Below are 25790 nucleotides of genomic sequence, written 5' to 3'. Positions count from 1 at the left end.
TATCATATTATTTATATTTTTTAGTCATACCTAAATATTTTTTATGGTGCATAATAATCGCTGTGTCCTGATTGGAATAACTATTACTGAGATAATATTTGCAATTGTAAATTATGTATTCTTAAGATACTTATTCAAGAATTTTAATAAAAAATATGAAAATAAAGAGGTCATTAAAACGTTTAAATCTGATAATGAAACCAAATTTTTGAAAGATAATACAAAAATCAAAGATGATGGAGCAGGAAAAAATAAGACCCTGAAAAAAATACTTTTAAATATAGCATTAATAGCCCTGATAATTGGTGTAATCTAGATTGTGCTTTCACCTATTTCTGTTAATGATTATTCCATATTCATGGGCAGAATAATTTGTTTAGCTATCTGTACAGTCATCATCTATCTAATAACAAGATTAAATCAACCGATAATTTCCTTATTGGGATTTGTTGTCTCTGCAGTCATACTTTTCACATTCATGCATAGTTATGGTAATGAATCCATTCTTTGGTTTATCCTTGCTGAGATTTTTATAGTGTTTATTACCATAATTCTAAAACGCTAATCTGACACGATCACAACAAATATCAATTGATGTGAAAAAATATTCTCAAAAAAAAAGTAAAGATGATTAAATGGATTCAGTCATCCATCCCTATCAATCTTTTTAAAAGCTAAAGGATATATGGCGAGCATTATGAAAGTACATAAAGAATGCACAATACATTTAACCAGGTCGGTATTGCCTGCAAATTTCGGGATTAAGACAAAAAGCAATACAAACAATATGACTGCTCCAACAAGCCTAACTATTGCATCCCTTCTGCTTTTAGGATTTTCGAAGTTTACATATTTTTCCTCAACAAGAAAACCTAATGAAATTCCCAAAGCCAATGCCACATACTTAATATAACTTATTTCAGGACAGAACAATACACCAACCAAAGACAGAGCGCAAATAGCCAAATAAAGATATGTCCTATTTTCAATCTTGTCATAAATACGAGACAATATTAAAATTATCGCCAAAGCAATGATGAATCCTGCAATAGTATCAGTCGGAAAGTGAACGCCTAATCCGACCCTTGAAAGAGCAACAATAAAAACTCCAACCAATCCAATAGATATATATTGGATATTCCTGACGTATATTGGAATTGCCAAAAACAGGTTGGTTGCCATCATCGTATGTCCGCTTGGAAACGAATATCCCTGGATTTTAAAGTCAAGAGGATTCTGGTCAGCCACATCGGCACGAATGCACTTGATTGTATCAACAGCGGCATATGGCCTTAAACGTGCAACTGTCACCTTGACAAAATCGCAGCACACACCAGCCACGCCCAACGAAAGCAATGTAAATTTACCCCAATCCTTGTTATATGTCAAATAGATTAAAATGAATAACAATGCAAGGACGTTTTTAGAGACCACCTCTGCAATAACTTCAAAGAAACCTAATACGAAACCTGGAAGAGTACTTTGTAGAAATATTATCAAAGAAACTTCCCACGGAAAATAAAAAACTGTTTCAAACATACTATTGAATATATTTTACATTTAATAAAAAGATTACTTATTGGAGAAATAATTAAAAAGGATTTTGCCAGTATACTATACAAAATATAATGTACTTTTAGCTCTTACAGTATCTTTATATCAGTATTTGATAAATCTCCAATAACAGTTTCATTACATGACTTCATTATAACCCCATCCTCACAGTCATTTTGCATAATAAGAAGAACACGCAGCCCTGCAGAGGACACATATTCTAGTTTAGAACAGTCAATAAACACACTGTTGAGAGTATTATCTTTCTTAATCTTCTCATAATTAGCAAGAAGCTCAGGTGCACTCAATGTATCAAGATTTCCTGACAAAACCAAATTAAGCCTGTCACCATCAATTGATGCATCCGCATTAAATGACTCTGCCCCGACATCAGAAATGTCAACATTAACTGATTCATCAACTGCAATCTTCCAGATACATACTCTCTTAAAACCTTCCCTAATCTGAGCTACAATCTTAGGATTTGCATTTTCTAAACTTTTAAATTCGGGCACATGGTCAGCATACGGAAGCCTCTCCAACTTAAATCCCTTGGATTTAATATAATTCATTGCATTCTTCATATTTTCCTGAACATCACCTCGGACGCTAATGGTTATTGTATTTTCTATAGCATTTGCATCAGATTTGTCATCTATTCTATACTTAGACTGCCACATAATCTCCCGTGTTCGCTCCCCATAGAATGATTTTACTATCAAAAGGTAGAGAAGAGACATCTCAGGGTCAAGAGTAATCCAATATCCACCATGCTCTGCAAGAATCTTTTTAATATTGTCACACAGGACATCCATCTCGGAATCTGTAAGATACATTAGGAGTCCTTCTGTTGTTATACATACCTCCCCCTCAATCTTATCAAATGCAGACTTAAGCGATTGATAATTAGTTGCGTCTACACCCTCGAAATTAACAAGTTTTTTCTGTTCTTCATCTAGAAGTGACATAATAGCAGGTTCAACTTCATTAATGGTTGCGGGAAGATCCATTCCAACAAATTTCTTGCCACTTTTTGCAAATTCAATGGCTCTAGGTGTGAAACCACATGGCAAGTCAACTTCAGTAAAACCTGATTCTTTAGCTATTTTTCCATTAGTAAAATATCTTACTTCCATAACCACACTGTTAATGAAAAGGTCATCTTCATCGGCCTTAACTGTTTTACTATCTTGTGTATCTTCCCGAGTAAGATTCAACTTTTGAGCTATATCCTTGGCATCATCATGACCTGCAGCAGCCAATTGAAAAAGAGTCATTCTGGCAGTGTTAAATATAGGATTTGTTCTTTCCAATAATTCTTGGTCAATTTCTATTCCTTCAAAATTAATCAGATTATTCATAATATCCCCATTATACACATATTCCGCCAAATATCGATTTAAAACAAAAAATGAATTTAATACCTATATTATCCATTTTTATTTAATATAATTTTATTTTAGTAGTTAGTATATTAAAAAGGTAATCTATTTTTGATGAAAAAAAATCAATATAATTTTTTTATTATAAAAAATAGAACTTATTTAATAAAATAAATTATTTAAAAGATTTTGCCCGTATACTCTAGAAAATATAATGTACTTTTAGCCCCTACACTATACCTTACATGAAAAGACATTAAATAGTAATGAATGTATACTTGGTATCAATTTTCATAATCTTTTATTCCAGTAAGTTTTTCAATGTCTGAAAAACTCCAATACTTGTTTTCCCAATGGAAATAAACATCTTTTCTTTTCTTAAATATTCTAAATGGAACATTGGTATTATCATAGATATGGACAATATCACATATTTCAACCAATTCTGGAATCAAATCCAGTGCCTTGTAATATCTTGATTTGATTTTTTCTTCAGGAACAGAGTGCCCACCCATTGATTCTCTAATATCAACACGGATTTTATTAATTTCAGGATTTGATGTGAGAACATAAATACATCTTAAAAAATATCCCTTTTCTTTAGCTTTTTTTAATAATTTAAGATTTCTATCTGTGGAAAGTACTGTTTCAAATGTGAAATCTTTATTTTTCTCAATCATGAACTCCCTAAGTTCTTCGGCTTTCAAGGCAGCCTCCAAATCACTGCAGGAATTAGATTTTTTTATATCATCAGCATTGATGTAAACTCCAACAGTTTTAGCCATACGAGTTATGGTAGTTTTTCCACTACCATTCGGACCTGCAAAAACAATAACTTCCGGAAGTCTATTTTTCATTTGGATATACTCTCCTTCCGTCAGGATACTCAATGTATGGACTATCCAATTCATCATCATAACCCGCAATAGGAAGTCCTTTAACTTTACATATTTCCTGATCTATCCTAATAGATTCCTTAAACCTTTCAGTAAGCTCTTCATCTGAAATTCCGCAAGTAGAATCCAATTCATTACTCTCAGTCAAAAATAATTCCTCCCTATTAATTGTATTATAAGATATCAATTTCATTAATAATAAACATTTTCAAATTGCAACTTTATGAAAAAACACAAAATTGTTAATGAATCTTATCAAAGAACAATATACCAACAATACTATACAAAATATAATGTACTTTTGCTCTAGATTAATTTATTAAAAAAAAGTATATATTCTTTACCGCAAATAATATGATAGGAGTTATCTTAAATGAACAATGTGATGTATCTTTTACTTGCAATCTTATTTGAAACAAGTGCCACAACCCTATTAAAATTCTCTGAGGATTTTAGTAAATTTTTACCAACCATAGCATCAATCATATTATACATTCTCTCATTTTATTGCCTCAGCACTTGCTTAAAAACCATCCCAATAGGTATTACTTATGCTATTTGGTCAGGATTAGGAATAGTACTTGTGACAGTTGTAGGCATTATTGCATTCAAACAGACCCCAGACTGGGCTGCCATTCTAGGAATTTTACTCATCATCTTAGGTGTGGGAGTGTTAAATTTATTCTCAAAAATGACTATTCACTAAATTTTTAAGATAGACTTGAAAAAGATTTAGTTAGTTTAACTAATAGTCTCTTTAGCAATATTTTTTGCTAAATTAAAATAATTTTTCCGGTTATGCAATTCCTTTTCTTTTAGATATGTTGTTTTTTCAAAAAAATACATGGTGGCATCTTTAGTTTTTCCGGCTAACCTATCTTTTATAAATATTGTTTCCAATGCATTTACTTTGCCGTCTTTTTCCAAATCATCGTAATTACTACCGGCACTAATCAGGAAGTTTGTATGAATCATTGTATTCATTGATACTGATTTGCAGTCATCATAATCATATTTAAATCCCTTTGTAAATACTCTTGCAAAATAACCAACCAATTTTGAAGGCGCATCCATCCAAAATAACGGGAATATGAATGTCAAGATATCAGCATTATTAATTTTTTCCTGTTCAATAATCACATCTTCAGCTAAAGGAAATGGAATATTATTATTTTCTCTTAAATATTCCTCTTCAGTAATATCTGAATTAAAATTAGATCCATATAAATCTGTGATGGTGTATGGGATATTTATTTCTTCCAATCCATCAATATATCCCTGTTTAATAGTATTTGTGATTGATTTTTCACTAGGATGACAATATACTATATGCACTTTAGGAGTTCTGTTTAACATATTATCCATTTGATTATTTATTAAAAATTTAAGTTTTGAATTAAATCCATTATAGATTTCAATAATATATGTTTTGTTAAAAGCTGATTATCTGCTTAATATTGCATTTATACCATATAAAATAGTTATTGCTTTTTTTACTCTTAAAATTAAATGATAATTTTAATTATAAAGAATCTTTTCCAAATATTCTTTAATTTCTGGGACATCTTCATGCATAACTTCCCAAATGATGTCATCAATTATGTTTTCATAATTGTGAGCTGTGACATTTCTCAAACCAATTAATTGGCCCCATTCAATTCCATCATATTCCTCGAGGAATTCATCTGAAAATCTATTGGCAAATTCGCCCATTTGAATGATAACTAATGCACAAGCATCTTTATATAAACTGTCAGACATGTAAATTTCTTTATCATCATCAAATCGATTTAAATAATCATCAATACGGTTACAATAGTCAATTATTGTTTCAGCACATCTTTTATCTTTCTCGTTCATACAAAAGAACCTCCTCCTTGCTTATTGCTTCGAGAAACTTTTTATTTGAACTGCCTTTACTGACTACATCAACATGGCAATTAAATTCATCTTCCAAATCCTGGACTAAAGAAACATATTGCAGACCTTTCAAATCACCTTTATCCATTACAAAATCCAGATCACTATTTTCATTGGCTTCATTTCGAGCATAAGATCCAAAAAGACTGAAAGTATTAATACCATACTTAATAACAATTGGAATAACCCTTTTTCTAATATCATCAATAGTAAAAACCATGAAAAATCACCATAATGTAATGAATCCTTATTTTATCTATATAATTCTTATTAATAATAAACATTTTCAAAGTGAGACTTTATGAAAAAACACAGTTAATGTTAATGAAATGTTTTCATAGGACAATATACAAAAAATACTATACAGAATATAAGCACCCTCCTAAAAACAGCCAAAACATCCATAAAAAAATAATTATTTAAAAAACGGTTTTTATGAAAATGAGAAGAAATAATAATTTATTAAACTATTCAATAACCCATACTAAGTTATCATGTGCTGAAAGAAATATTAAAGTTTAATAAATATTATAAAGATTATAAATCATTTAAAAATCTTGTTGCCCGTATACTATACAATATATTTACTACTTTATCTGCGATACCATAATATTTGACTGAATATTATATAAATTTTAAACTACATGTTGCAACAAACATCACATCCTCCACATTATTAGAAACATAATGTGATATATTTATATTAAAGAAAAATAAAATTTTTAATGATGAATGAAAAAATTGATTTGGTTTCACAACCTAAAAAATCTTTTTGGAAATTGAGTATACCAATAATAGCCTTTTGTATTTTTGATTCCATTTATGGTATTGTTGATATGGCATGGATAACACAAATAAACATTCATGCTTCCTTTGCAGTGGGCATTTCAATTCCTTTTGTTTCTCTTATATTTTCATTCGGCGATTCGCTTGGACGGGGAACTAATTCTCTGATATCCCGTTATATTGGGTTTGGCGATTATGAAAGTGGATATAATACATTGATTCATGGAATCATCATTACCAATATAATATGGGTTCTTATATTATTTTGCAGTGTATTTGCTCAGGAAATATTATATAGTGTAAACCCTGCTGATTCATATCTTTTAGCTATGGATTATCTGATGCCAATTCTAACTTTTGCATATATATTCATGTTTGTTAATTTTTTCTCTGAAACTTTACAGGCAGAAGGAAATTCAAGAATACCAACCATATTCATAATATCATCAAATATTTTAAATATAATATTGGATCCTATTTTTATTTTTAATTTGAATTTAGGAGTTAAAGGAGCATCATATGCCACTATTTTATCTTCATTAATTCCGTTCATAGTTTTCGTGTTAATGTATCTGCTTGGAAGAACAAAAATTCCTTTATCTAGAAAATACTTTAAATTCCACCCGTATATACTTATTGAAATTTGCAAGGTCGCCTTTCCTAATTTCCTGGATGAGGGATTGTGGACTTTCACATCATCATTTATTAATGGCATATTAACAGCGACAATGGGACCTGTCGGACCGGTAATTTATTCTGCATCAAATAAACTTAAAACCTTATTGAATTCACCTGTCAGGGGTTATGGTAGGGCATTAATGAGTGTTACAGGGCATTTATTCGGTGCACATGAATTCGATGAATTATATGAAATGTATAAATACACACTTAAAATATGTGTTATAACAACAATTGTAGTGATGATTGCATTCATAATTTTGCGCGATTATGCATTTAGCCTTTTTTCCATTACCGGAATGCAGACAGAAATACTTTGGATTGCAATTCTTGGGACAGTTATAATGATTTCACTTCCATTTACAATTGTTTCTTCAAAAATGTTGGACGGTTTTGGAAAAAGTATGTATTCACTGTTTTTCATTTTCATAAAACTTTGTGTGCAATGCGGCGTAATATATGTATTGAATATGCAGGGCATCAGCCACTGCGTCCTTATTGGAGTAACTGTTTCCGAGGTGCTGTCTGCGATTATATTTTATGCATTCTTAAGATATTTATTCAGGAATTTTGATGAAAAATACAAAAATAAGGATGTCGTTAAAACGTTCAATTCTGATAATGAAACCGAATCCTTAAAAGAGCATGCAAAAATCAAAGATGATGGAGCGAAAAAAAATAAGACTTTAAGAAAAATACTGTTAAATATGGCATTAATAGTCATGATAATTTGTGTAATATTGATTATACTTTCACTTATTTCGATTAATGATTATTTCATAGTCCTAAGTGGAATAATTGGTTTAATTATATTTACACTCAGCATCTTTCTAATAACAAAATTAGATAAACCTATAATTTCTTTATCTGGAGTTATTGTCTCTGCCGTCATACTTTTCACATTCATGCATAGTTATGGTAATAGATTCATTCAGTGGTTTATCATTGCCGGGGCTTTAATGGCGTTTATTTTCATAATTCTAAAACGCTGATTTGACACAAAGTCACAACATTTACTGAAAAACAATAAATAAAATCATTATAAACATGAATTAAATCTTTTTAAATGTATCGTATCTTCAGCAAATCTAAAATAATTCCTTAAAAATAGAGTATAATGGATTTTGCCCGTATACTATACAAAATATAATGTACGTTAGTTCTTACATCATATGTTTAATATCAACCCATATAATCTTATCAATAATATTTTGGTGCCTTTAAAGTGGAAAAATAATGCTTTTTTGAACTATGTGTAAAAAAGGAAGCTATAAAACACATATTAAAGCTAATTATCATCTAAATTGTCAGTTTATCAAATTAGAAAATTTCGGATGAAATCCAACTATGCTTCCAATTCGACATCATAGATTGTTTTACATTAACAAGTTAATGGCCAACAATAAGTAGTAACTTGCTAGGAACAAATAAGAGATAGCAAGCACCATATTTTCAACAGCAAGAATGTCTATTCCTCCAAATTTGATTGGAGTGTTTTTAATTGAATTCTCTTTCCAATTCATAAAAACACCATTAATATGCATTATTGTATTAGTGTTTTAGAATTGAATATTTTGTTTTAAAATTATTTATAATTTCTTATTTTTAAAAATAAAGATTGTTTTTAGAATATAAAATTGTTTTTAGAATAGAATATTGCCTTAATTTGGAAATTAGTAATGAATGAAACTTTTATATAGTTTGACGTTCATAATATCATATAACATCTTAGGATGTTTTGGCGACGCAATGTCAACCAATAGATATGCATATTGAATGAGGATGTGTCAAAATTTGTTTAACAAATTTATCCTTATTCAATTTTAAAAATCTTTTTTTCAATGTTTTTCACTCAAGACATAATATTAACCCCCAAATTATATAAATTTTAAAATTATTTACTGTTACACAAACATTAAGGATATTGAATGAAAAAAAATATATTTGGGTGTAGAAAATGAAACAGTATGTTGTTGATGTTTTTACCAATCAGATATTTAAAGGAAATCCTGCGGCAGTCTGCATTCTTGATGAATGGATAAATGAAGAGGTGATGTTAAATATAGCCATTGAAAACAACCTATCTGAAACTGCATTTGCAGTTAAAAACTCCAATCAATATGAAATCAGATGGTTTACGCCAGGAGGTGAGGTAGACCTCTGTGGACATGCAACACTAGCAACAGCCTTTGTAATACTAAACTTTTATGAAAACACAGATGAAATTTATTTTAAAACAATTGATAATATCCAATTATCTGTTAAAAGAAGAGATACATTATATGAAATGGAATTTCCAGCATATGATTTGAAATCAGTGAACATAACTGACGAAATCATCAATGCATTGGGAGTAAAACCAAATGAGATTTTTAAAGCAAGAGATTTGTTATGTGTATTGGATAGTCCCCAAAGTGTAATTGATTTTAAACCAAATTTAGATAAAATAGAAAAATTAGAAGGACTATTACTTCATATTACTGCAAAAGGAAAGGAATATGATTGCGTTTCAAGATCATTCGGACCAAAATTAAATATTCCTGAAGATCCAGTATGCGGTTCTGGGCATTGCCATATTGTGCCATACTAGAGTGAAAAATTAAACAAAAATAATATACATGCATATCAGGCTTCCAAACGAAGTGGACAATTATACTGTAAAATCAAAAATGATAAAGTTCTAATAGCAGGTGAAGCGACATTGTTCAGCGAATCAAAATTGAATATCAAATAGCAAACAATGGCATTGCCAATTTGAGCAGGAGCATAAATATTCAAATAAAATTATGTAAAAATAAGAAAAAACAATTATTTAACTCTAACAAATAATATAAAGTCTAAAAATCATTTAAAAGGGATTTTGCCCGTATACTATACAAAATATAATGTACTTTTTGCTCATACATCATAATATTAAACTCAAAATCATATACTTATTTATTTCCGATTTTGAATCAAATTAATATTGTTACAATAATTGAAAAAGAGAATAAAGAGATTAAAAGTAATTTTTTAATTTTAATTTAATTAATCGATTTTTCTCATTAAATGTAATAGCTTCCAAAATAATATGTTTTCAACCTTAACATCCACATGAGAAAATATAAAAATAATACATAATAAAAAAATAAAAAGAGATAAAATTATCTTGATGGGATAATAATATCTCTTTCACCAGATGGCATGAATTCCCTTAAAGCTCCTCTAGCGATTTCTTTTCTCACATGTTTGAAATCGAATGTATTATTATTATCTGCGAAAGCAATTTTAATTAGAGGATTTGTACAGAATGCATCCCCTCTTGCAGCATGAGGCGCTTGGGCAATTCCTGCATATTCTGGTTGGTGACCTACGTTCATCGCATAGTTTGGATAATTAGGTCCTCTTAATTCGTGAATTAAACCTTCATCACTTCTAACTGATAAAGAATTGGCCGCACCAGCCTGATCCTGCAAGTCATAACCATAAAATCCAAGTCTGGAATGAGCTTCCTTATGCAAAATCATACTTAGATACCAACCATTAACACCAGCATTTGAATTTCCTGTAGCGAAAGCTGCGGAACAGCCTGCTGCTGCAGATACCACAGAAGCTCTTTGAGAACCACCAAAGTGTGTTTCCAAAAGAGTAGGCAATTCATATTGTTCCAATCCATAAAGTGTTACTTCAGTAGAAATGTCACGTACTGTATCCATACTTAACTCCGCTTGGCACATTCCATAGTTGTCTTCTACATAGTCCATACCATAATAGATAAAGTCATCCAAAATATCATCAGTGTATGTTGCACTAGCATATTGGGTAAATCCTACTCCTCCAGACATATATGAACCTAGCCATACCTGGTCGTATAATGCAGCTCCCGCAGCAATTACTTCCAATGTTATCTCAGCGGGGTCATCGGAAATTCTTGAAGTTTGAACAATATCTGCCAATGTACCAAATGCTACACCACCAGGTTCATTAGGGCCTCTTGCACGTCTTGCAGGTAAGAATGCTGCCATACCAATAACGTCAGCATGTTTTGCAGCATATGAAAAGTCCGCAATAGCTGCTTCCCCAGCACATAATTTATATGCATTAATGAAACTCATACCGATTTGCATAGCAGACCATCTTGAAACTGTACCACCATCACATGCCCTTACGACAAGTGTAGGAACTTTACTTACTTGATATGTTTTATTTCCAACATATTTTTTAAGCATTTCAGCCTGGTCTTCTGGAAACTCCTTGTTGATATCAATCAACACCCTTTTATCCAATTCATCAGCCAAATCATCATTACCTGTGAAGATTTTAGCATAACAATCATCTACAAGACCCGGATGCACTTCCACCATATGCTCTTGAACTACTGCTCCTCCAGGAAGCGCATGGTTAATGTTTTCCATATACTCATTGATTGTTTCTGGAGTTACTTCAACACCCAATCTTTCCTGCAATACTGAATGTGCTGTGTCCATTCCCACAATAATGGTTCTTTTAATGTCATCCACCAATTGTTGGATAGCTGAATTGTTACAGAAGTGTAAATCATCCCCTTCAACATAATCTTCAGTACCAGAGATTTTATATGCCATCAATTGCCTTTGACCTAACGGCACTCCAATGTCAGGATTATAGAAAGGCATGTTTCTTTCTTTAGCCAGCTTTTCAGCAGTATCATTGAATTCCCTTTTTCTTTCGGATTGCCTCCATCCACCAAAGCAGTAGAAACTGGTGTGATCACTTTCCTGGTCTTCTCCTTTAAACTTATTGTTTAAAGCTTCTAAAAATTTTTTATCTTCCAAAGCCATCTCATTCACCTAATTTCTTTTTTAAGTCTTTAGAAAATACTCCTAAACCATATCCACCTTTGGTACGTGCTTCATGAATATTTTCAACTACCTCAAGTGCTTCTTTATCTTGTCTCATACCAATATTATCTTCCCTGTAAATGGTTGTGATTTCTTTTAGATATTCTTCATCCAAAGGTACACCGACATCTACCAACTCATCCAATGGACGGCCGACCTGATCTTTAGCATAGTAAACATGACCATCATCTTCATTGAAGACATATCTTTGAAGTCCATCAAACATTAACCCATTTTCATCCAATCTTAATGAGTGCCCATGTACTGTCGCTCCCCTCATACCTGATCGGGCAGGGTCAAAAATATCTGTTTCTATCAATTCTTTTGAAATTTTTTCTAAATCTTGTTCTCTTATTTCTATTACTTGTCTTCCAGACAATGTACCTGTATCTACCCCTCTGTATCTCCACATGTAAGTTCTTGCCCTATCATAAGGCTGTGCCGGAGCATTGTACATTGAATCAGCAAATTGAATATACCTGACCCTAATACCTTCTGCGGCACCAGGAGTAGGTTCTACAATACTTTTAATAATATCCCCATCATCTTCCATTTCAGCCAATGGTGGATGAACTGTTTTATAACTTTCACCAGGATTTCTATGACCCAATATCTTTACGATACCCTCATCAGAGACTTCCCTTATCTTTTTAAATTTATGCTCTGGATCCATATGCTTTCTTCTGTTTTCAGCAATTTTTGTTTCACCAGGGCCAAATTGTGCTTCATATGTCATAAATTCACCATAAAATTATTTTATAACTTTTACCGTTTCAGAACTTCGTGCACTAGAATCAACTAAACCAATGTAACGTTTATCAATATGATTTTCAAAACTTTCACCATATTTTAAATAATCGGAAATTGTGCTTTTAGTTCGAGTGAATCTTCCAACCAAAACTGTAACATCACATGGCATGTTTTCGTCTAAAATAACCTGCAATTTATCCATGAACTCATTGAATTTGGAAATATCTGCCGTGATGATAATATCTCCAACCATGACTCTTAAATCCACATCATTTCCTTTAACTTGAATTGTTTTTCTGTCTGTATGATTTACTTCATGGCCTTTGCCAGGACCATAAAATACTTTTTTGGGAAGAGAAGGGCCATGTATCAATACTCTCATGTTTCCTTCCAATTCATAAATCTCATTTAGAATTTTTTCACAGGTGTCTGGCTTTAAAAATCTGTTTGGAATAATCTTAATATCAATTACATTTACTTGTTTTGATTCATCCATGAAAAACACCTTAAATTTTATCTTTAATTTCTCCTGCAACCTTGGCCACATTTGGAATAGGGTTTCTAAGGTTATCAATAGTACCATACACAATTCCAATTAATGCAGATGTTCTTTTAACTGAAAACATCTGAGTTCCTGCATCCAGACACATTGCAGCTGATGCACAAGGAATTGCAGTTCCTTTTGCATGTCTTGTCACTACGTGGTTTCCGTGGAATGTACCCGGTCCCCCACCACCATAAATGGAATGGGAGAAGAAACTAAATCCTACACCTACGCCCTCAGTTCTACCGTAATCTACACCAGGAAGGCCTGTCTCATATTCCAGCATGTCATTATAATACAATACTGTTGAAGCTACGCCCTGAGCGGCTCTTGCAGCACCTACATTAACAATGACTGCAGCAAGCAATCCTGCAGCAGCATATGCATTCCATAATGCCCAATCCACAGGCTCATACATATTATATCCTGATGGCATTTTTTTAGCAACTCTGATAACATTGTCTTCAATCGCTCTTCCAACCAATGATTGGATAACTGTTCCAACAGTTCCATTACCATTTTCTTTAACGATGTCAAACACTAAATTATTTGCATTTAAACCTTGATACGCCAATGTCAATAAATGCATTCTTTCAAATGCACCAGAAGCATCACCAGTTTCAATCATTGCAGTCTGTTCCATGATTGAAGACAATGCAGCTGCATTTAAAGTTTGCTTATTGGTAATGGCAACTACATGGTTTGCCATGACATTTCTTAAACCATATCCCAATCCTTCCAACAATACAGGAGGCCCTAAAAGAGCACTGATATTAGCACCTGAAAGATCGACAGTTCTCGGATATGCTCCCATTACTGCAGTTTTGATTGTTGATGCATCGAACATGTTAACTTCAAAGCTGTCAATAATTGCCTGAATGGTTGCAGCACCAGTCTGCATTGTTGAAACAGAATAATCTGCAGCAACATTTAAACGTTCAAAAGGCAATTGAACCAACAATTGTTGGCCATCGTTGATTAGTTCAACAGTTGTATCATCATCCTCATTAACACGAAGAATTTTCTTGATTTTATCAGCGATTACATCTGCATTCTCAACAATTTCATAATCCAATTCTCTTCCTGGAATATATGTCGCTTTTCCACCCATTGCCGCATTCTTTAAACCATTTTCAATACCTGCCAAATTGACTGCACAGGACCTTTTAATGTCATAAATCATTTCCTGTATAGCAGAATTCTTAAGTGGGCTAATGGATTCCAATGGTACGGATTCCTCAAGGATTTTTCCATCAGGACCATACAAATCCAGAATATCATCATATATTTTCATACTATCCTCCTAAAAAATTTAAGAAAATAGGAAACCTTATTGCGGTTTACTAATTAAATCTGTTTTACAACCTGAGTTTCCTTCTTTCATGTGAGGGGTTCTTAAAACTGTGTCGTTTGCTTTTTCGATTTCTCTTGCTTCTTGTGCTAATTTAGCAGCGCATGCAGCAATTTCATGAGCAGCAGCTACTAACGGGATGAAGTTTTCAAAACCTTTAGTCATGAAACAACCTTTCATGTCTAAGTTAGCAACGGATCCAGCCATTTCATATGCAGCGATAGCTTTTGCTTTTGCGTATGGGTTTGCAAATCCACCAGCTTCTGCAGCTTTTTCAGCGGTAACAATGAGTTTAGGTAATTCGATTGCTTCACCTGCATCAGCTTGAGCGATTACAGCATCAATGGTTTTCTGGACTAATCTTAATGCTCCGGTTTCTGCGAGTACTTTTAAGATGTCAGAGTTGAAGATAGCCATTTCAGTTGGGTCTAACCATTCTCTTTTTGCACCAATCATTGGGTCGGACATGACAATGATGTAACCGAGACCTTGTTCATCCATTTCATCTTTTTTACCTTTACCAGGTGCGTCACCAACAATAATAGCAGGAATGTCTTTTTCAGATAAGAGTTCTCTTGCTTTAGCTGGTCCAGGTGCTCCTGGGTTTGGGCTAATGAAGATTGCGAAATCAGGTTCGAAAGCATCTATTTTAGGTACAACGTCTTCTATTTGTTCCGGATTCATTTTAGCTCCAGATCCAAAGGTTCTTACATCGATATTTGGTCTGTCTGCTCTTTCGTCTAACAATAGGTCAATAACCGGTGATGTACCGATATTTCCACTTTTAATTATTGCGATTTTTACAACCATAGTATCACATTTTATTTTACATTATTTTTTCATTTAAATAAAAAAATAAACTTGAAATAAATTCAATTCTTAAATTAAGTAATAATTAGATATATAAATTCAATTCGTAGACTACAAAAAACTCATGTATTCTAATCTTAAAAAGATAAATAGAAGAGAGAATAGTTATTTTATTATAACTATTCTAAACTTCATATGGCTTGCTATTTAGCTATTGTTTGATGATCATAATCTAATGAATTAAGTTTTGTTAAATTCCTGTGAAATTCCTCCAATTTATTTGGAATTTTAATCAACATCATTAATCCACTCTTAATTAAATTTTTTAGTAAATGGAAAATCTGAATCTTTCCCACTCAAATAACTTACTTACATATCATTGGAATCCTTTATTAGAAAAAGTTCCCAATTTTATCGTTTATATTAATATTAAGTCAACATCAAGATCAGTTAAAGAGAGTATCAGGAATATGTTCACTATTTAAATTTGAATACACACTCTTTGACAAAATATGAACTGATTCACAAGTTATAGAACTCATATCCATTAGAACATTACACGCATGATAAAATATTATTTGAGAAACATTTTCACTATTGAATTCTTCAAATAATCCTATTAAATCCATATTTATGGGATTTATGTCATCTCTAATCAATCCAATTTTTTGCATATAACTTTCCATGATACTCTCCAACAATCTAGAATTATGAAAATCAGACACCCAATCAAAATAATGTGGTTCTTAATAAACTCTCCAATATTTAATAACAATTTCATAATTAAGCATCTAATTAACTAATCTAAATATTCATAGGAGTAATAACCATATAAATGTTATTAAAGTATTAACTTTGATTTTTGAAGTTTAATTCAAAAAATAAGCATTATAAAACATTTAAATTTTTCTAAAAGAAATAACGACCACATATATTAAATTTACTAGAACAAGGTTTATCCTTTTAAATAAAGTAATATCTTTTTAAAAATAATGAAATTGTATAATTAATGATTAAATAGGAAATAACCAAAAATTAATAGCGTTAAATTATAAAAATAAGATGATAATGCAATTATTTACTATGAAATGAACCTAAAATAGTTATTTAATAGTATAAAAATTTCGACATCAAAATTAAATTGTAATACTTTTTATAAAATTATTACTACTTAAAAACATAATAAAATATAAAAAAGTATTACTAATGTTGGAGAAATGCCAACATAATTACTGCATAATCCAAAACATTTTGCCCGTATACTATACAAAATATAATGTACTTTTAGATTTTACATTATAATATTTGACTCATCACCATTAAAAAGCTTTTAAAACTGCAAATAGTACAACTTCATTCATTACCCTTCCTTCTTTTTTATATATAATCAGATATTAAAAAATCGATAATGTTTCTGTGTTTTAATCCGCTTCCTGAAAAATCCAGTTTATCCATACTTAAAACATATTTGTCAAAGTTGTCATTGATTTGTGCAAGCCCTGAAAATTCCCTTTCAATTGTTTCATCATTTTTTAATTGATAGGTTACTTGGATATGAATTTTTTCTTTGTCTTTTGTGCAAACAAAGTCTATTTCTTTTTCATTAATTATTCCTATGTTTACATCATATCCTCTTCTGAGTAGCTCCATGTATACTATGTTTTCAAGGATGGAACCCATATTTTCTATTTCACCATATTTTGCTTGGTAGAATCCATGATCAACTATGAAATATTTTTCATTGTGTTTTAGTACCTTTTTTCCTTTTATGTCCATTCGCTGAGCCTGATGTATAAAGCATGCATTCTTAGAGTATAAAAGATAATCAAGTATTGTGTCTTTTGATATCTTTCGCCTCTCATGTTTCATATATTTGACTATGTTAGTTGCTGAGAAGTTTTTTCCAAGATTCATTATCACATAGTTAAGAATTCTGTTGAGCATATCGGTGTTTCTGATGTTATGTCGTGCAATAATGTCTTTTAGAAGTATTGTATTGTATATGTCACTCAAATAAGAGTATTTATCTTCAGCTGCAACTTGTTGTATGGGTGGCATTCCCCCATATTCAACATATTCCTTAAATAAATCATCCAAATCGCTTACATCTATTTTTTCTATTTCTTTTTTGTATTGTACGAATTCTTCAAAAGAAAAGGGATAGATATTGATTTGATAGTATCTTCCAGATATTAATGTAGCCATTTCACCGGAAAGCAGTTCTGAGTTGGACCCAGTAATGTAGATATCGCAATCTAGGTCCACCCTATATGCATTTATACTTTTTTCCCAGTTTTTAACATTTTGTATTTCATCAAAAAGAAGGTAAACTTTGCCTTTAACATTTTCAGTTAGTTCGATGATACATTCATCAAGTTGATTGAAATCTTCAATTTTATTGTATTTCATTGATTCAAAAGAGATTAGAAATATGCTTTCCTCAGATATTCCTCTATTTTTAAGTTCTTCACAGATACTTTTTAATAGATAAGTTTTACCACTTCTTCTAACACCAGTTATTATTTTAATAGGATCTTTATCTATTAATCTCACAATTTTGTTTAAGTATAATTCTCTTTTAATCATAATGCTATCCCCAATGATTTTTTTATGTATAGTTTGTATTTTAAAATATATAAATTTTGTCGAGTATAATCTACAAAATCATCAATATTGATATAATTATAGAATACAATCGACAATATCATTAATTTTAAGGAAATTATCGAACATAATCGACAAAAAATATTGGAATAGAAATACATTATACTTACACATTTAAGTAATTTAGCTTTTAAATTACAATAATTTTCGCTTTAAAAATGAAATATTGTCAATACAATAAATTTATTAAAAAAAATGATAGTAATCATTTAATAACTGCAAGAATTGACAAAAAACCAAAAAATTCATCCAATATATTGAATAATCCCACATCAATTAAGAGGATATTAAATATAATTAACTTAAAAAAAACAAGACGCCCTTCTCACTGCCATTGCCTAAAAAAATATTTATCTATTAATAATGTAACTAAAACTCAAAATCTGTCCTAATTTCTAATATATTTTCACATTCCCCAAGTATATTAACCAATCTTTCATCCAAATCATCATGATTATCCTGATAATCAATTTCACCCAATTCACTTTGAATTGAATAAGCAAGGTGCTCCTCATCCAAACTGAAATATGCATTAATATTTTCCTCATTTCCTCTAGCATCAAGCCTAATCCATTTATTCAAATCTTTTATATGCAAAGTGTTTAAAGCATGAATCATATAACCTTCACTTGCATCATATGCTCTTGTAAGCAGTTGATAACTGATGCCTGATGGGATTTTATTTGCCCTTAGAAGTGCTGCGAGAATGCATGACTTTGTCCAGCATATCGCAGTTTTATTTTCAATCACTTCACTTGCAGTTTTCGAAACCACATCTGTTTTAATGTTCCATGAGTGAGGAATTTCATCCCTAACAAAGATATAACTTCTTTTGATATAATCCCGATTATCTTCAGACTTATTCATTAATTCCCGAACCTTATTTTGAATAAGAGGATTCATGTAATCAATGCTTGGTGTTTCGATTAGATAATTTTCCATTGAATCTCCTATTTTTTTAATGAAATTGAATTAATAATAAAATCAAAGTAAATATTTCATAAGTCAATTAAAGTCCCTTTCTTTTTAAGTATTGTCCCTTGTTTTGAAACCCTTTTGTTATCATCAATTACTATTAACCGCTTGCTTTTTGAATTGGAATTTTATTGACTAAAAACATTTTCAGTTTATTCTGAATCCATACTGCAATGAATATTGAAGTATATGACAATATCCAAAGACACAGAATAGTTAAATAAACATTTGTTCCTATTAACGGATTAAGTAAAAGGAAATAAATTTGCATAAAGGGGCAATTCAGCAGATAAATATTCATGGAACGGGATTCACAAAAATTATAAAATCTTGATTGATTGAGCTTATCAGAAAAGGAAGTTCTTGAAACTGCCATAAATATGAAATAAAACAATAATGCACCCAAAATATTCCTGATATAATAAACAACAGTATTATCAATATTTGAATAAATGATTAACCCCAATACTGCAAACAAAGCTAATGAGATCATGCAGTATATTTTTGAATTCCAGTTCTCAATTTTTTCATTGAAATGATATAATAAAATTCCAACAAAAAAAACAATGAAGAAAGGACCTGATTGTGCTATACAAAATATAAGCACCCGCCTAAAAACAGCCAAAACAGCCTTAAAAAATAATTATTTAAAAAACTGTTTTTATGAAAATAAGAAAGAATAATAATTGATTAAGCTATTTAATAACCTATCTAAGTTATCATATGCTGAAAGAAATTTTAAAGTTTAATAGATATTATAAAGATCATAAATCATTTAAAAGGATTTTGCCCGTATACTATACAAAATATTTACTACTTTTCGCTCTTACACAATTAATATGATATAATAATATTTAAACACACTACACCATATACAAAAAATGGAAAATAAATAATATTTCCCAAATTTTAATAGTTTTTACATTAATGAGAAAGTTTTTATTGGCACGAATATTACATTATCAACTTTTTCAATTGTTTTTGTTGTATCAGATATAACAATTCCATGTGGAGCTTTATAACGTCTTATTGCATCCTTAATTTGATCAGTACCTTTATTACCGTGTCCAACTTCTATTGGGATTACTTCATCAAAATCTTTTTTTATTATAAAATCAACCTTTTGCTTTTTCACTTTATATGTATCGTAGAATATACTGAATTCAAAGAACTGTTCACTATTTTTCAAATTAACAAGGTTTGATCCGACTAATGTTTCAAACAATATTCCTTCATATTCACTCAATTTTATAGATGAAAATCCGAATTTGAGATTTATTGCATGCATTATGCTTGGTGTTGCAAAATAATACTGCCATGATTTTTTTGCTCTTGCATTTGCACCTGCATAAGGTTCTGTGTGAAATATCAAATGAGTCTTTTCAAGTAAGTCCATTATTGTATTAACACTTCCTGCAGAAGTTTTGATTTTATTTGCAAGCACATTTTGTGAAATGTCACCAGGATATTTTTCCGCCAAAAATTTCATTAATCTTAATGCATTTGTTTGTGTATTTGCAGTCAGGTTATTCATTGTCCCTAAATCTTTTGTCACCACAGTTTCAACTGAGTAGTATAATTTTTTAAATGCATTTCTGTGATTCGTATCATGCATCACTGACGGAAATCCTCCAAATTTAAAATAATTATCCCAATCCATTGAATGATAATTTTTTAGATTTAATAAATCACGATTTACCTGCTTTTCTTTTATGATTGCATTATCAACATTGCCATTAAATAATAAATCTATCAAATCATTGGAAATATCTGTGTGATAATTATATTTTAATTTTAAATGTTGTGAATAATTTAGGGGAGTTATTGGATATCGTATCATCCTTCTTGCGGCTTCAGCATTATATTCAAGATTTATTGCTGATGAACCTGTAAAAATCGCAAATATATTTTTAGATTTATCAGTGATTATTTTACCTGAAAGTGACCAATCTTTATCAAAATGTGATTCGTCAATTAATAAGAATAATTTTTCATCAAGTGTCTGCAGTGAGGAGTTATGGAATGTTTTTAGATAATATTTGATGGTATCATAGATGTCACAATCTTCTATTTTATTTAGTTCCTCACAGGAAAAATATAATATCTGTTCATGACGGATATTTTTTTGATTCAACAAGTAGTCATATACCTGAAATAAGATTGTTGTTTTTCCAACACCTCTAAGACCCGGCAATACAATATAACGATTAACATTATTTCCATCGATGAATTCATCTATAAATGTTCTTATTTCTTCAAAATCATCCCTATGATTAAATTTAACACCCCTATTTGATAACTCATTGTTTAGAGATAAAGGAGTATCTGTTATTTGGCTTTGTAAAAAATCATGAATTGAATCTTCATTATCAGGATTCATACTAAATCACCTCTTTGATAATATATTGAACACTATTATATAAATATATATTCAATATATTGAATGATAATATATAAAAAAATATTCAATAAAATTTATAATATTGAAAAACATGACAAAATTATTTACACTTTAAAAAGTAAATAAAGTCCTTAAAATAGATTTTAGCCACAATTATACAAAATAGCATTCATAACGACTGTAAAAACAATAATTTATAGAAGTTTTTTCTTATTCTTTGACATACTCTCTTTTCCCATCAGGATATTCTATGTAAGGACAATCAAGTTCATCATCATAACCAGCAATAGGAAGTCCTTTAATTTTACAAATATCTTGATCTATTTTAATAGATGCTTTAAATCTTTCTGTAAGCTCTTCATCAGAAATTCCACATGTTGAATCTAATTCATTACTTTCTTGCAAATAAATCTCCTCCTATTCCTAATTGTATTATAAGATATAAACTTCATTAATAATAAACATTTTCAAACTGCGACTTTACGAAAAAACATATGATCAATTAGATGTATTCACACCCAATTATTTAAAACTCCTATTATTATCAATTTAAAAAGACAAGAAATATTTTTCACGAATTTTTTTACTTCCATGATTCTGATCTTTAGAATTTAATGCGTTAATTAAATAATCCCAAACATCATTTTTAGGAATGATTATTGATTTAAAACCCATAAAATTCCAATTTTTATTAAATGATTTGAAGATTACTTCCTCCCCATATTTTGATTTTGCTTCTTTTAGATTTGAAATATTTTCAGAATCTAAAGGAACATGTGAAGAAAAGCTATAATTGGGTAAGCAAATAGGATTCATATTTAAATGCAATATTCGAATATCACATTCCAATGCCTCATCCAATTTTAAAATTGAATGAAGAATTCTTGTTTTGGATTCATAAGTCCTCATGATATAATCAAAATCCAATGACTCCTCAGCTAATTTAATATGTTCATCCAAGTATTTTAGAGAAATCTCCTCAATACTGCCATTATGATTATCCAAAAAATCAAAAAAGTCTAAAAAATCAAAATAATAAAGATTATCGATGTAAAATTGAATCCATTCATATTCTTTCAAGTAATCATAAGATTCTTGTGTTAAAAATGTTTTTTCAGACACGAATTCTTCTAATGGCAAATTACTTTCAGCAATTATTTGAACAAGATGTTTTTTATTGCCCGTGGCATCAATACCATGTTTTTCTAAAAATTCTTTCAATTGCCAACGCCTCAAGTCTTTTGAAAAATCCTGCCAATTAGCTTTACAGGCATTATGAGTCAAAAATCCTCCTTCAAAGGACAAATCTCTAAGTTGTTGTCTAAAACACCATGGGACAAAAGACAAATCATATAATGCAAAATCTGCATCATTACATTCATCAACAAGAGTATAAAGTTTAAATCTATTCAAATCAACAGGCATGACATATGAATCATCAACCCTTGGGATTAGACGATACTTATTGTCAGCCATTTTACAAAATTCAATTTCATCCATACAAGTTGTTTGAGCATTCTCTTGGGAGTAATTTTCTTCAGATGTATCCTCTTTAAAATCAGCATACATTTCATCCAAATCCGCAAAATTATTTAAATGAAGGCTATCATATTCCCTTTTTAAGGAATCATCCAAAAATATTTGGAGCAGCAAATCATTATATAAATGGTCCCCATAATAATCATTTTCTAAAAGCATGTCTTTTGTATCCTTAAGGTCTTCATGTGAATCAACAAAATCTGCGAAAATATCCATCATTTCAAACTCTTTTAAACTTAAATGAACTAAATCAAGATCAAAACCACAATTTTTACAAGAACCCTCTTTATAATCCATTTTTTCAAGACATATCGGACAGGTTTCATCCTTTGACATAACATTCCCAAAGAACCATATATAATCATACGGAAAATCAGAAAACATTTCATGAGCCCTAAGAATTAGCTCTTCTTCTTTAATACTGCCATTCTCAAATCCATTTTTTAATCTATCTTTAATTGACATTGCCTCACTTTCTGAAATCTTACCTTCTTTGATTAGATTTTTCATATATTCCGTTAAATGTCTGCCATCTCCAATTATAGTTTCATAACCTGGTTTTTCAAATAATTTCATATTATCAACCACCTATAAAAACACCATCAATAGATCTTATTATAGTAATGTTTTAGAATTAGATATTTTATTTTAAAACTATTTATACTTTCTTATTTTTAAAAATAAACATTGTTTTTGGAATATAAAATTGTTTTTAGAATGAAATATTGTTTTAATTTGATAATAAGTAATGGATAGAACTTTTATATACTTGATGCCCATAGGATTATATAACCTCATAGGATGTTTTGGCCGGTACAGTACCAACCAAGTTATATGTTGAATAGGGATGTATCAAAATTTGTTTAACAAATTTATCCTTATTCAATTTTTAAAATTATATTTTTAATATTTTTCATTAATTGTTAACATCAGTATGGAGGAATTCATTATGGAAACATAGAATATGAAATAGTTAATGAATGGTTTTCCTAATAATTTTTCAAAGAATTTTAAAGTCAATATACTAAAAAAACCATACAATATATAAATACCTACTAAAAAAGACCAATTAATTCCTTAAAAAAAAGACTAGTTTTTTAAAAATACCAATATATTGCAACCAATAAAATCATCAAATAAATTATATTAGGTTAATAAAGAATAAACTTAATATTACAAATTAATAAGTAAAATAAACAAAAAATAAGATATATTTTTTGTTGCCCGTATACTAACTCTCTTGAATCATTGCTAGAATACCCTTCGCTCCTCGAGTAACCCTCGAAACGGGCAGCCTATCCAATGCTGGGTTTCTTCTAATCATAGACAGCTAAAACTTTCCTCATAAAAGGACCGTAGGCATTGGTCAAAAAATGATACGACAATAAATAATTTATTAAAAATAATATTTAACTATTTCTTAAAAAATGAAAAAAAAGAAAAAAATAAGCTAAATTTAAACAACCATGTCGATATTTTCAGATAATTCCTTGTATCTATTGCGAATTGTAACTTCAGTCACTCCAGAAATTTCAGATACTTCCTTTTGGGTTTTTCTCTCACCAAGTAAAAGAGATGCAATATATAACGCTGCAGCTGCAACACCAGTAGGCCCCTTACCTGAACTTAAACCAGCCTTAACAGCTTTATTAATAATTTCAATTGCTTTAGCTTGGACTTCACCAGACAACCCCAATTTACTGGCAAATCTAGAAATATAATCACTTGGAGATGTTGGCTTTAATTTGATATTTAACTCCCTTGATAAAAATCTATATGTTTTTCCGACTTGTTTTTTGGATACGTTTGAAGCAATTGCAATTTCATCCAATGTACGGGGAATATTGCAACGCCTACAAGCAGCATACAATGCAGAAGCAACTACAACTTCAATACTTCTTCCACGAATGAGTTTATTTTTAGCAGCACTCCTATAAATAATGGCCGCATCTTCCCTTACGCTTCTTGGAATGCCCAATCTTGATGAATCACGATCAAGTTCACTTAAAGCAAATGCCAAATTTCTCTCTCCAGCACCAGAAACACGCATTCTTTTATTCCACTTACGCAAACGATAAATCTGAGCTTTATTTCTTTCAGGAATTTTATGCCCATGAATATCCTTATCTTTCCAATCGATAGTTGTATTTAATCCCTTATCAGATATGGTATAAGTTAATGGGGCTCCAGTTCGAGTACGTTTATCTCTTTGTTCATGGTCAAATGCTCTCCATTCAGGGCCATGATCAATTAAATTTTCATCTAAAACTAGACCACAGCGAGCACAACAAACTTCCGCTCTGGAATTATCGACAAATCTCTCAGTAGAATTACAAACAGGACATGTTTTAGGATCTTCATCGCTGAGAATATCATGTTGTCCAATTTCATTGTTTAATTTGGTGGTTTTGGTTGTTATAGTATCATCCTCCTTCAAGGATTATGGAATTAAATTCCAAAAATGGTTTCGACAACAGAAAACTAATTATAAAAGATAAAAAAAAAGTCTAATTAGTTTTTACAAAAGTTTTCATTTAAGATGGTTGTATAAATTCAAGGTACGGTGATATTATAATATAATGAGCTTGCAGCGAAATGAAATTCCCATAGAAAACCATAGTACACAAACAAAACACAAAAGGACTTCACTACTGGGATCGAAACGAGACCAGGTATAACCC

The 25790-nt window shown here is 30.4% G+C and carries 26 protein-coding genes; 5 read left to right on the top strand and 21 right to left on the bottom strand.

The window, feature by feature from the left end; genetic code table 11:
- Positions 1-43: 43 nt before the first annotated feature.
- Positions 44-316, top strand: coding sequence for a hypothetical protein (locus QZN45_RS00605; RefSeq protein ID WP_296810482.1), 273 nt, complete (start codon positions 44-46; stop codon positions 314-316).
- 3 nt (positions 317-319) lie between these two features.
- Positions 320-565 carry a hypothetical protein gene (locus tag QZN45_RS00600; RefSeq protein ID WP_296810479.1) on the top strand — a complete coding sequence of 82 codons (246 nt, stop codon included), beginning with the start codon at positions 320-322 and terminating at the stop codon, positions 563-565.
- An 80-nt stretch (positions 566-645) separates the two neighbouring features.
- On the opposite strand, the gene QZN45_RS00595 is transcribed toward QZN45_RS00600, so the two are convergent.
- The 4 genes from QZN45_RS00595 to QZN45_RS00580 form a co-directional block, all read right to left on the bottom strand.
- Positions 646-1539 carry a phosphatase PAP2 family protein gene (locus tag QZN45_RS00595; RefSeq protein WP_296810476.1) on the bottom strand — a complete coding sequence of 298 codons (894 nt, stop codon included), beginning with the start codon at positions 1537-1539 and terminating at the stop codon, positions 646-648.
- Positions 1540-1643: 104 nt separating this feature from the next.
- Positions 1644-2915, bottom strand: a complete 1272-nt coding sequence (locus tag QZN45_RS00590) for an STAS domain-containing protein (protein ID WP_296810474.1) — start codon at positions 2913-2915, stop codon at positions 1644-1646.
- A 305-nt stretch (positions 2916-3220) separates the two neighbouring features.
- A complete protein-coding gene (locus QZN45_RS00585; RefSeq protein ID WP_296810471.1) occupies positions 3221-3793 on the bottom strand; it encodes a zeta toxin family protein in 573 nt (190 codons plus the stop codon).
- Complete coding sequence (locus QZN45_RS00580) at positions 3783-3980, bottom strand: hypothetical protein (RefSeq protein ID WP_296810468.1); 198 nt, start codon at positions 3978-3980, stop codon at positions 3783-3785. Before QZN45_RS00580 ends, QZN45_RS00585 begins: the two co-directional genes overlap by 11 nt.
- Before the next feature lie 225 nt (positions 3981-4205).
- On the opposite strand from QZN45_RS00580, the gene QZN45_RS00575 reads away from it, so the two are divergent.
- Positions 4206-4538: a multidrug efflux SMR transporter gene (locus QZN45_RS00575; protein WP_342764020.1), complete on the top strand. Its 333-nt coding sequence runs from the start codon at positions 4206-4208 to the stop codon at positions 4536-4538.
- 35 nt (positions 4539-4573) lie between these two features.
- Here QZN45_RS00575 and QZN45_RS00570 read toward each other — a convergent pair whose 3' ends face one another.
- The 3 genes from QZN45_RS00570 to QZN45_RS00560 all read right to left on the bottom strand — a co-directional run bounded on the left by QZN45_RS00570 (position 4574) and on the right by QZN45_RS00560 (position 5972).
- A complete protein-coding gene (locus tag QZN45_RS00570; RefSeq protein ID WP_296810463.1) occupies positions 4574-5197 on the bottom strand; it encodes an NAD(P)H-dependent oxidoreductase in 624 nt (207 codons plus the stop codon).
- Positions 5198-5350: 153 nt separating this feature from the next.
- The gene (locus tag QZN45_RS00565; protein ID WP_292753035.1) at positions 5351-5692 is read right to left on the bottom strand and encodes a DUF86 domain-containing protein; all 342 of its coding nucleotides are present in this window, start codon (positions 5690-5692) and stop codon (positions 5351-5353) included.
- Positions 5676-5972 (bottom strand): nucleotidyltransferase family protein, encoded by a 297-nt coding sequence (locus QZN45_RS00560; RefSeq protein ID WP_292753032.1) that lies wholly within the window; start codon positions 5970-5972, stop codon positions 5676-5678. The genes QZN45_RS00565 and QZN45_RS00560 overlap by 17 nt, the downstream gene beginning before the upstream one ends.
- A gap of 508 nt (positions 5973-6480) precedes the next feature.
- Here QZN45_RS00560 and QZN45_RS00555 point away from each other — a divergent pair.
- A complete protein-coding gene (locus QZN45_RS00555) occupies positions 6481-8208 on the top strand; it encodes an MATE family efflux transporter (RefSeq protein WP_296810453.1) in 1728 nt (575 codons plus the stop codon).
- Between the two features lie 384 nt (positions 8209-8592).
- On the opposite strand, the gene QZN45_RS00550 is transcribed toward QZN45_RS00555, so the two are convergent.
- On the bottom strand, positions 8593-8739 hold the full coding sequence (locus QZN45_RS00550) for a hypothetical protein (protein WP_296810451.1): 147 nt from the start codon (positions 8737-8739) through the stop codon (positions 8593-8595).
- 434 nt (positions 8740-9173) lie between these two features.
- Here QZN45_RS00550 and QZN45_RS00545 point away from each other — a divergent pair, with 434 nt between their 5' ends.
- Positions 9174-9806: a PhzF family phenazine biosynthesis protein gene (locus QZN45_RS00545; RefSeq protein WP_296810448.1), complete on the top strand. Its 633-nt coding sequence runs from the start codon at positions 9174-9176 to the stop codon at positions 9804-9806.
- Between the two features lie 553 nt (positions 9807-10359).
- On the opposite strand, the gene mcrA is transcribed toward QZN45_RS00545, so the two are convergent.
- The 13 genes from mcrA to QZN45_RS00480 all read right to left on the bottom strand — a co-directional run bounded on the left by mcrA (position 10360) and on the right by QZN45_RS00480 (position 25495).
- A complete protein-coding gene (mcrA, locus tag QZN45_RS00540; RefSeq protein ID WP_292606382.1) occupies positions 10360-12009 on the bottom strand; it encodes a coenzyme-B sulfoethylthiotransferase subunit alpha in 1650 nt (549 codons plus the stop codon).
- 7 nt (positions 12010-12016) lie between these two features.
- Positions 12017-12811 (bottom strand): coenzyme-B sulfoethylthiotransferase subunit gamma, encoded by a 795-nt coding sequence (mcrG, locus tag QZN45_RS00535; protein ID WP_292606352.1) that lies wholly within the window; start codon positions 12809-12811, stop codon positions 12017-12019.
- A 15-nt stretch (positions 12812-12826) separates the two neighbouring features.
- Positions 12827-13321, bottom strand: a complete 495-nt coding sequence (gene mcrD / locus QZN45_RS00530) for a methyl-coenzyme M reductase operon protein D (RefSeq protein ID WP_296810445.1) — start codon at positions 13319-13321, stop codon at positions 12827-12829.
- Between the two features lie 10 nt (positions 13322-13331).
- The gene (gene mcrB, locus QZN45_RS00525; protein WP_292606356.1) at positions 13332-14663 is read right to left on the bottom strand and encodes a coenzyme-B sulfoethylthiotransferase subunit beta; all 1332 of its coding nucleotides are present in this window, start codon (positions 14661-14663) and stop codon (positions 13332-13334) included.
- 36 nt (positions 14664-14699) lie between these two features.
- Positions 14700-15530 carry a F420-dependent methylenetetrahydromethanopterin dehydrogenase gene (locus QZN45_RS00520; RefSeq protein ID WP_296810442.1) on the bottom strand — a complete coding sequence of 277 codons (831 nt, stop codon included), beginning with the start codon at positions 15528-15530 and terminating at the stop codon, positions 14700-14702.
- A gap of 446 nt (positions 15531-15976) precedes the next feature.
- Positions 15977-16216: a hypothetical protein gene (locus QZN45_RS00515; protein ID WP_296810439.1), complete on the bottom strand. Its 240-nt coding sequence runs from the start codon at positions 16214-16216 to the stop codon at positions 15977-15979.
- Between the two features lie 691 nt (positions 16217-16907).
- Complete coding sequence (locus QZN45_RS00510; protein ID WP_296810436.1) at positions 16908-18116, bottom strand: ATP-binding protein; 1209 nt, start codon at positions 18114-18116, stop codon at positions 16908-16910.
- Positions 18117-18563: 447 nt separating this feature from the next.
- Positions 18564-19136 carry a transglutaminase family protein gene (locus QZN45_RS00505; protein WP_296810433.1) on the bottom strand — a complete coding sequence of 191 codons (573 nt, stop codon included), beginning with the start codon at positions 19134-19136 and terminating at the stop codon, positions 18564-18566.
- A 133-nt stretch (positions 19137-19269) separates the two neighbouring features.
- Positions 19270-19662 (bottom strand): hypothetical protein, encoded by a 393-nt coding sequence (locus tag QZN45_RS00500; RefSeq protein ID WP_296810430.1) that lies wholly within the window; start codon positions 19660-19662, stop codon positions 19270-19272.
- A 426-nt stretch (positions 19663-20088) separates the two neighbouring features.
- On the bottom strand, positions 20089-21549 hold the full coding sequence (locus QZN45_RS00495; protein ID WP_296810428.1) for an ATP-binding protein: 1461 nt from the start codon (positions 21547-21549) through the stop codon (positions 20089-20091).
- Positions 21550-21780: 231 nt separating this feature from the next.
- On the bottom strand, positions 21781-21975 hold the full coding sequence (locus QZN45_RS00490) for a hypothetical protein (RefSeq protein WP_058738613.1): 195 nt from the start codon (positions 21973-21975) through the stop codon (positions 21781-21783).
- Positions 21976-22119: 144 nt separating this feature from the next.
- Positions 22120-23685, bottom strand: coding sequence for a hypothetical protein (locus QZN45_RS00485; RefSeq protein ID WP_295614737.1), 1566 nt, complete (start codon positions 23683-23685; stop codon positions 22120-22122).
- Positions 23686-24565: 880 nt separating this feature from the next.
- Positions 24566-25495, bottom strand: coding sequence for a transcription initiation factor IIB (locus tag QZN45_RS00480; protein ID WP_394346743.1), 930 nt, complete (start codon positions 25493-25495; stop codon positions 24566-24568).
- Positions 25496-25790: the final 295 nt, after the last annotated feature.

The organism is uncultured Methanobrevibacter sp. (assembly GCF_900314695.1).
GTDB lineage: Archaea > Methanobacteriota > Methanobacteria > Methanobacteriales > Methanobacteriaceae > Methanocatella.
This window is presented reverse-complemented; position numbering and strand designations above follow the sequence as displayed.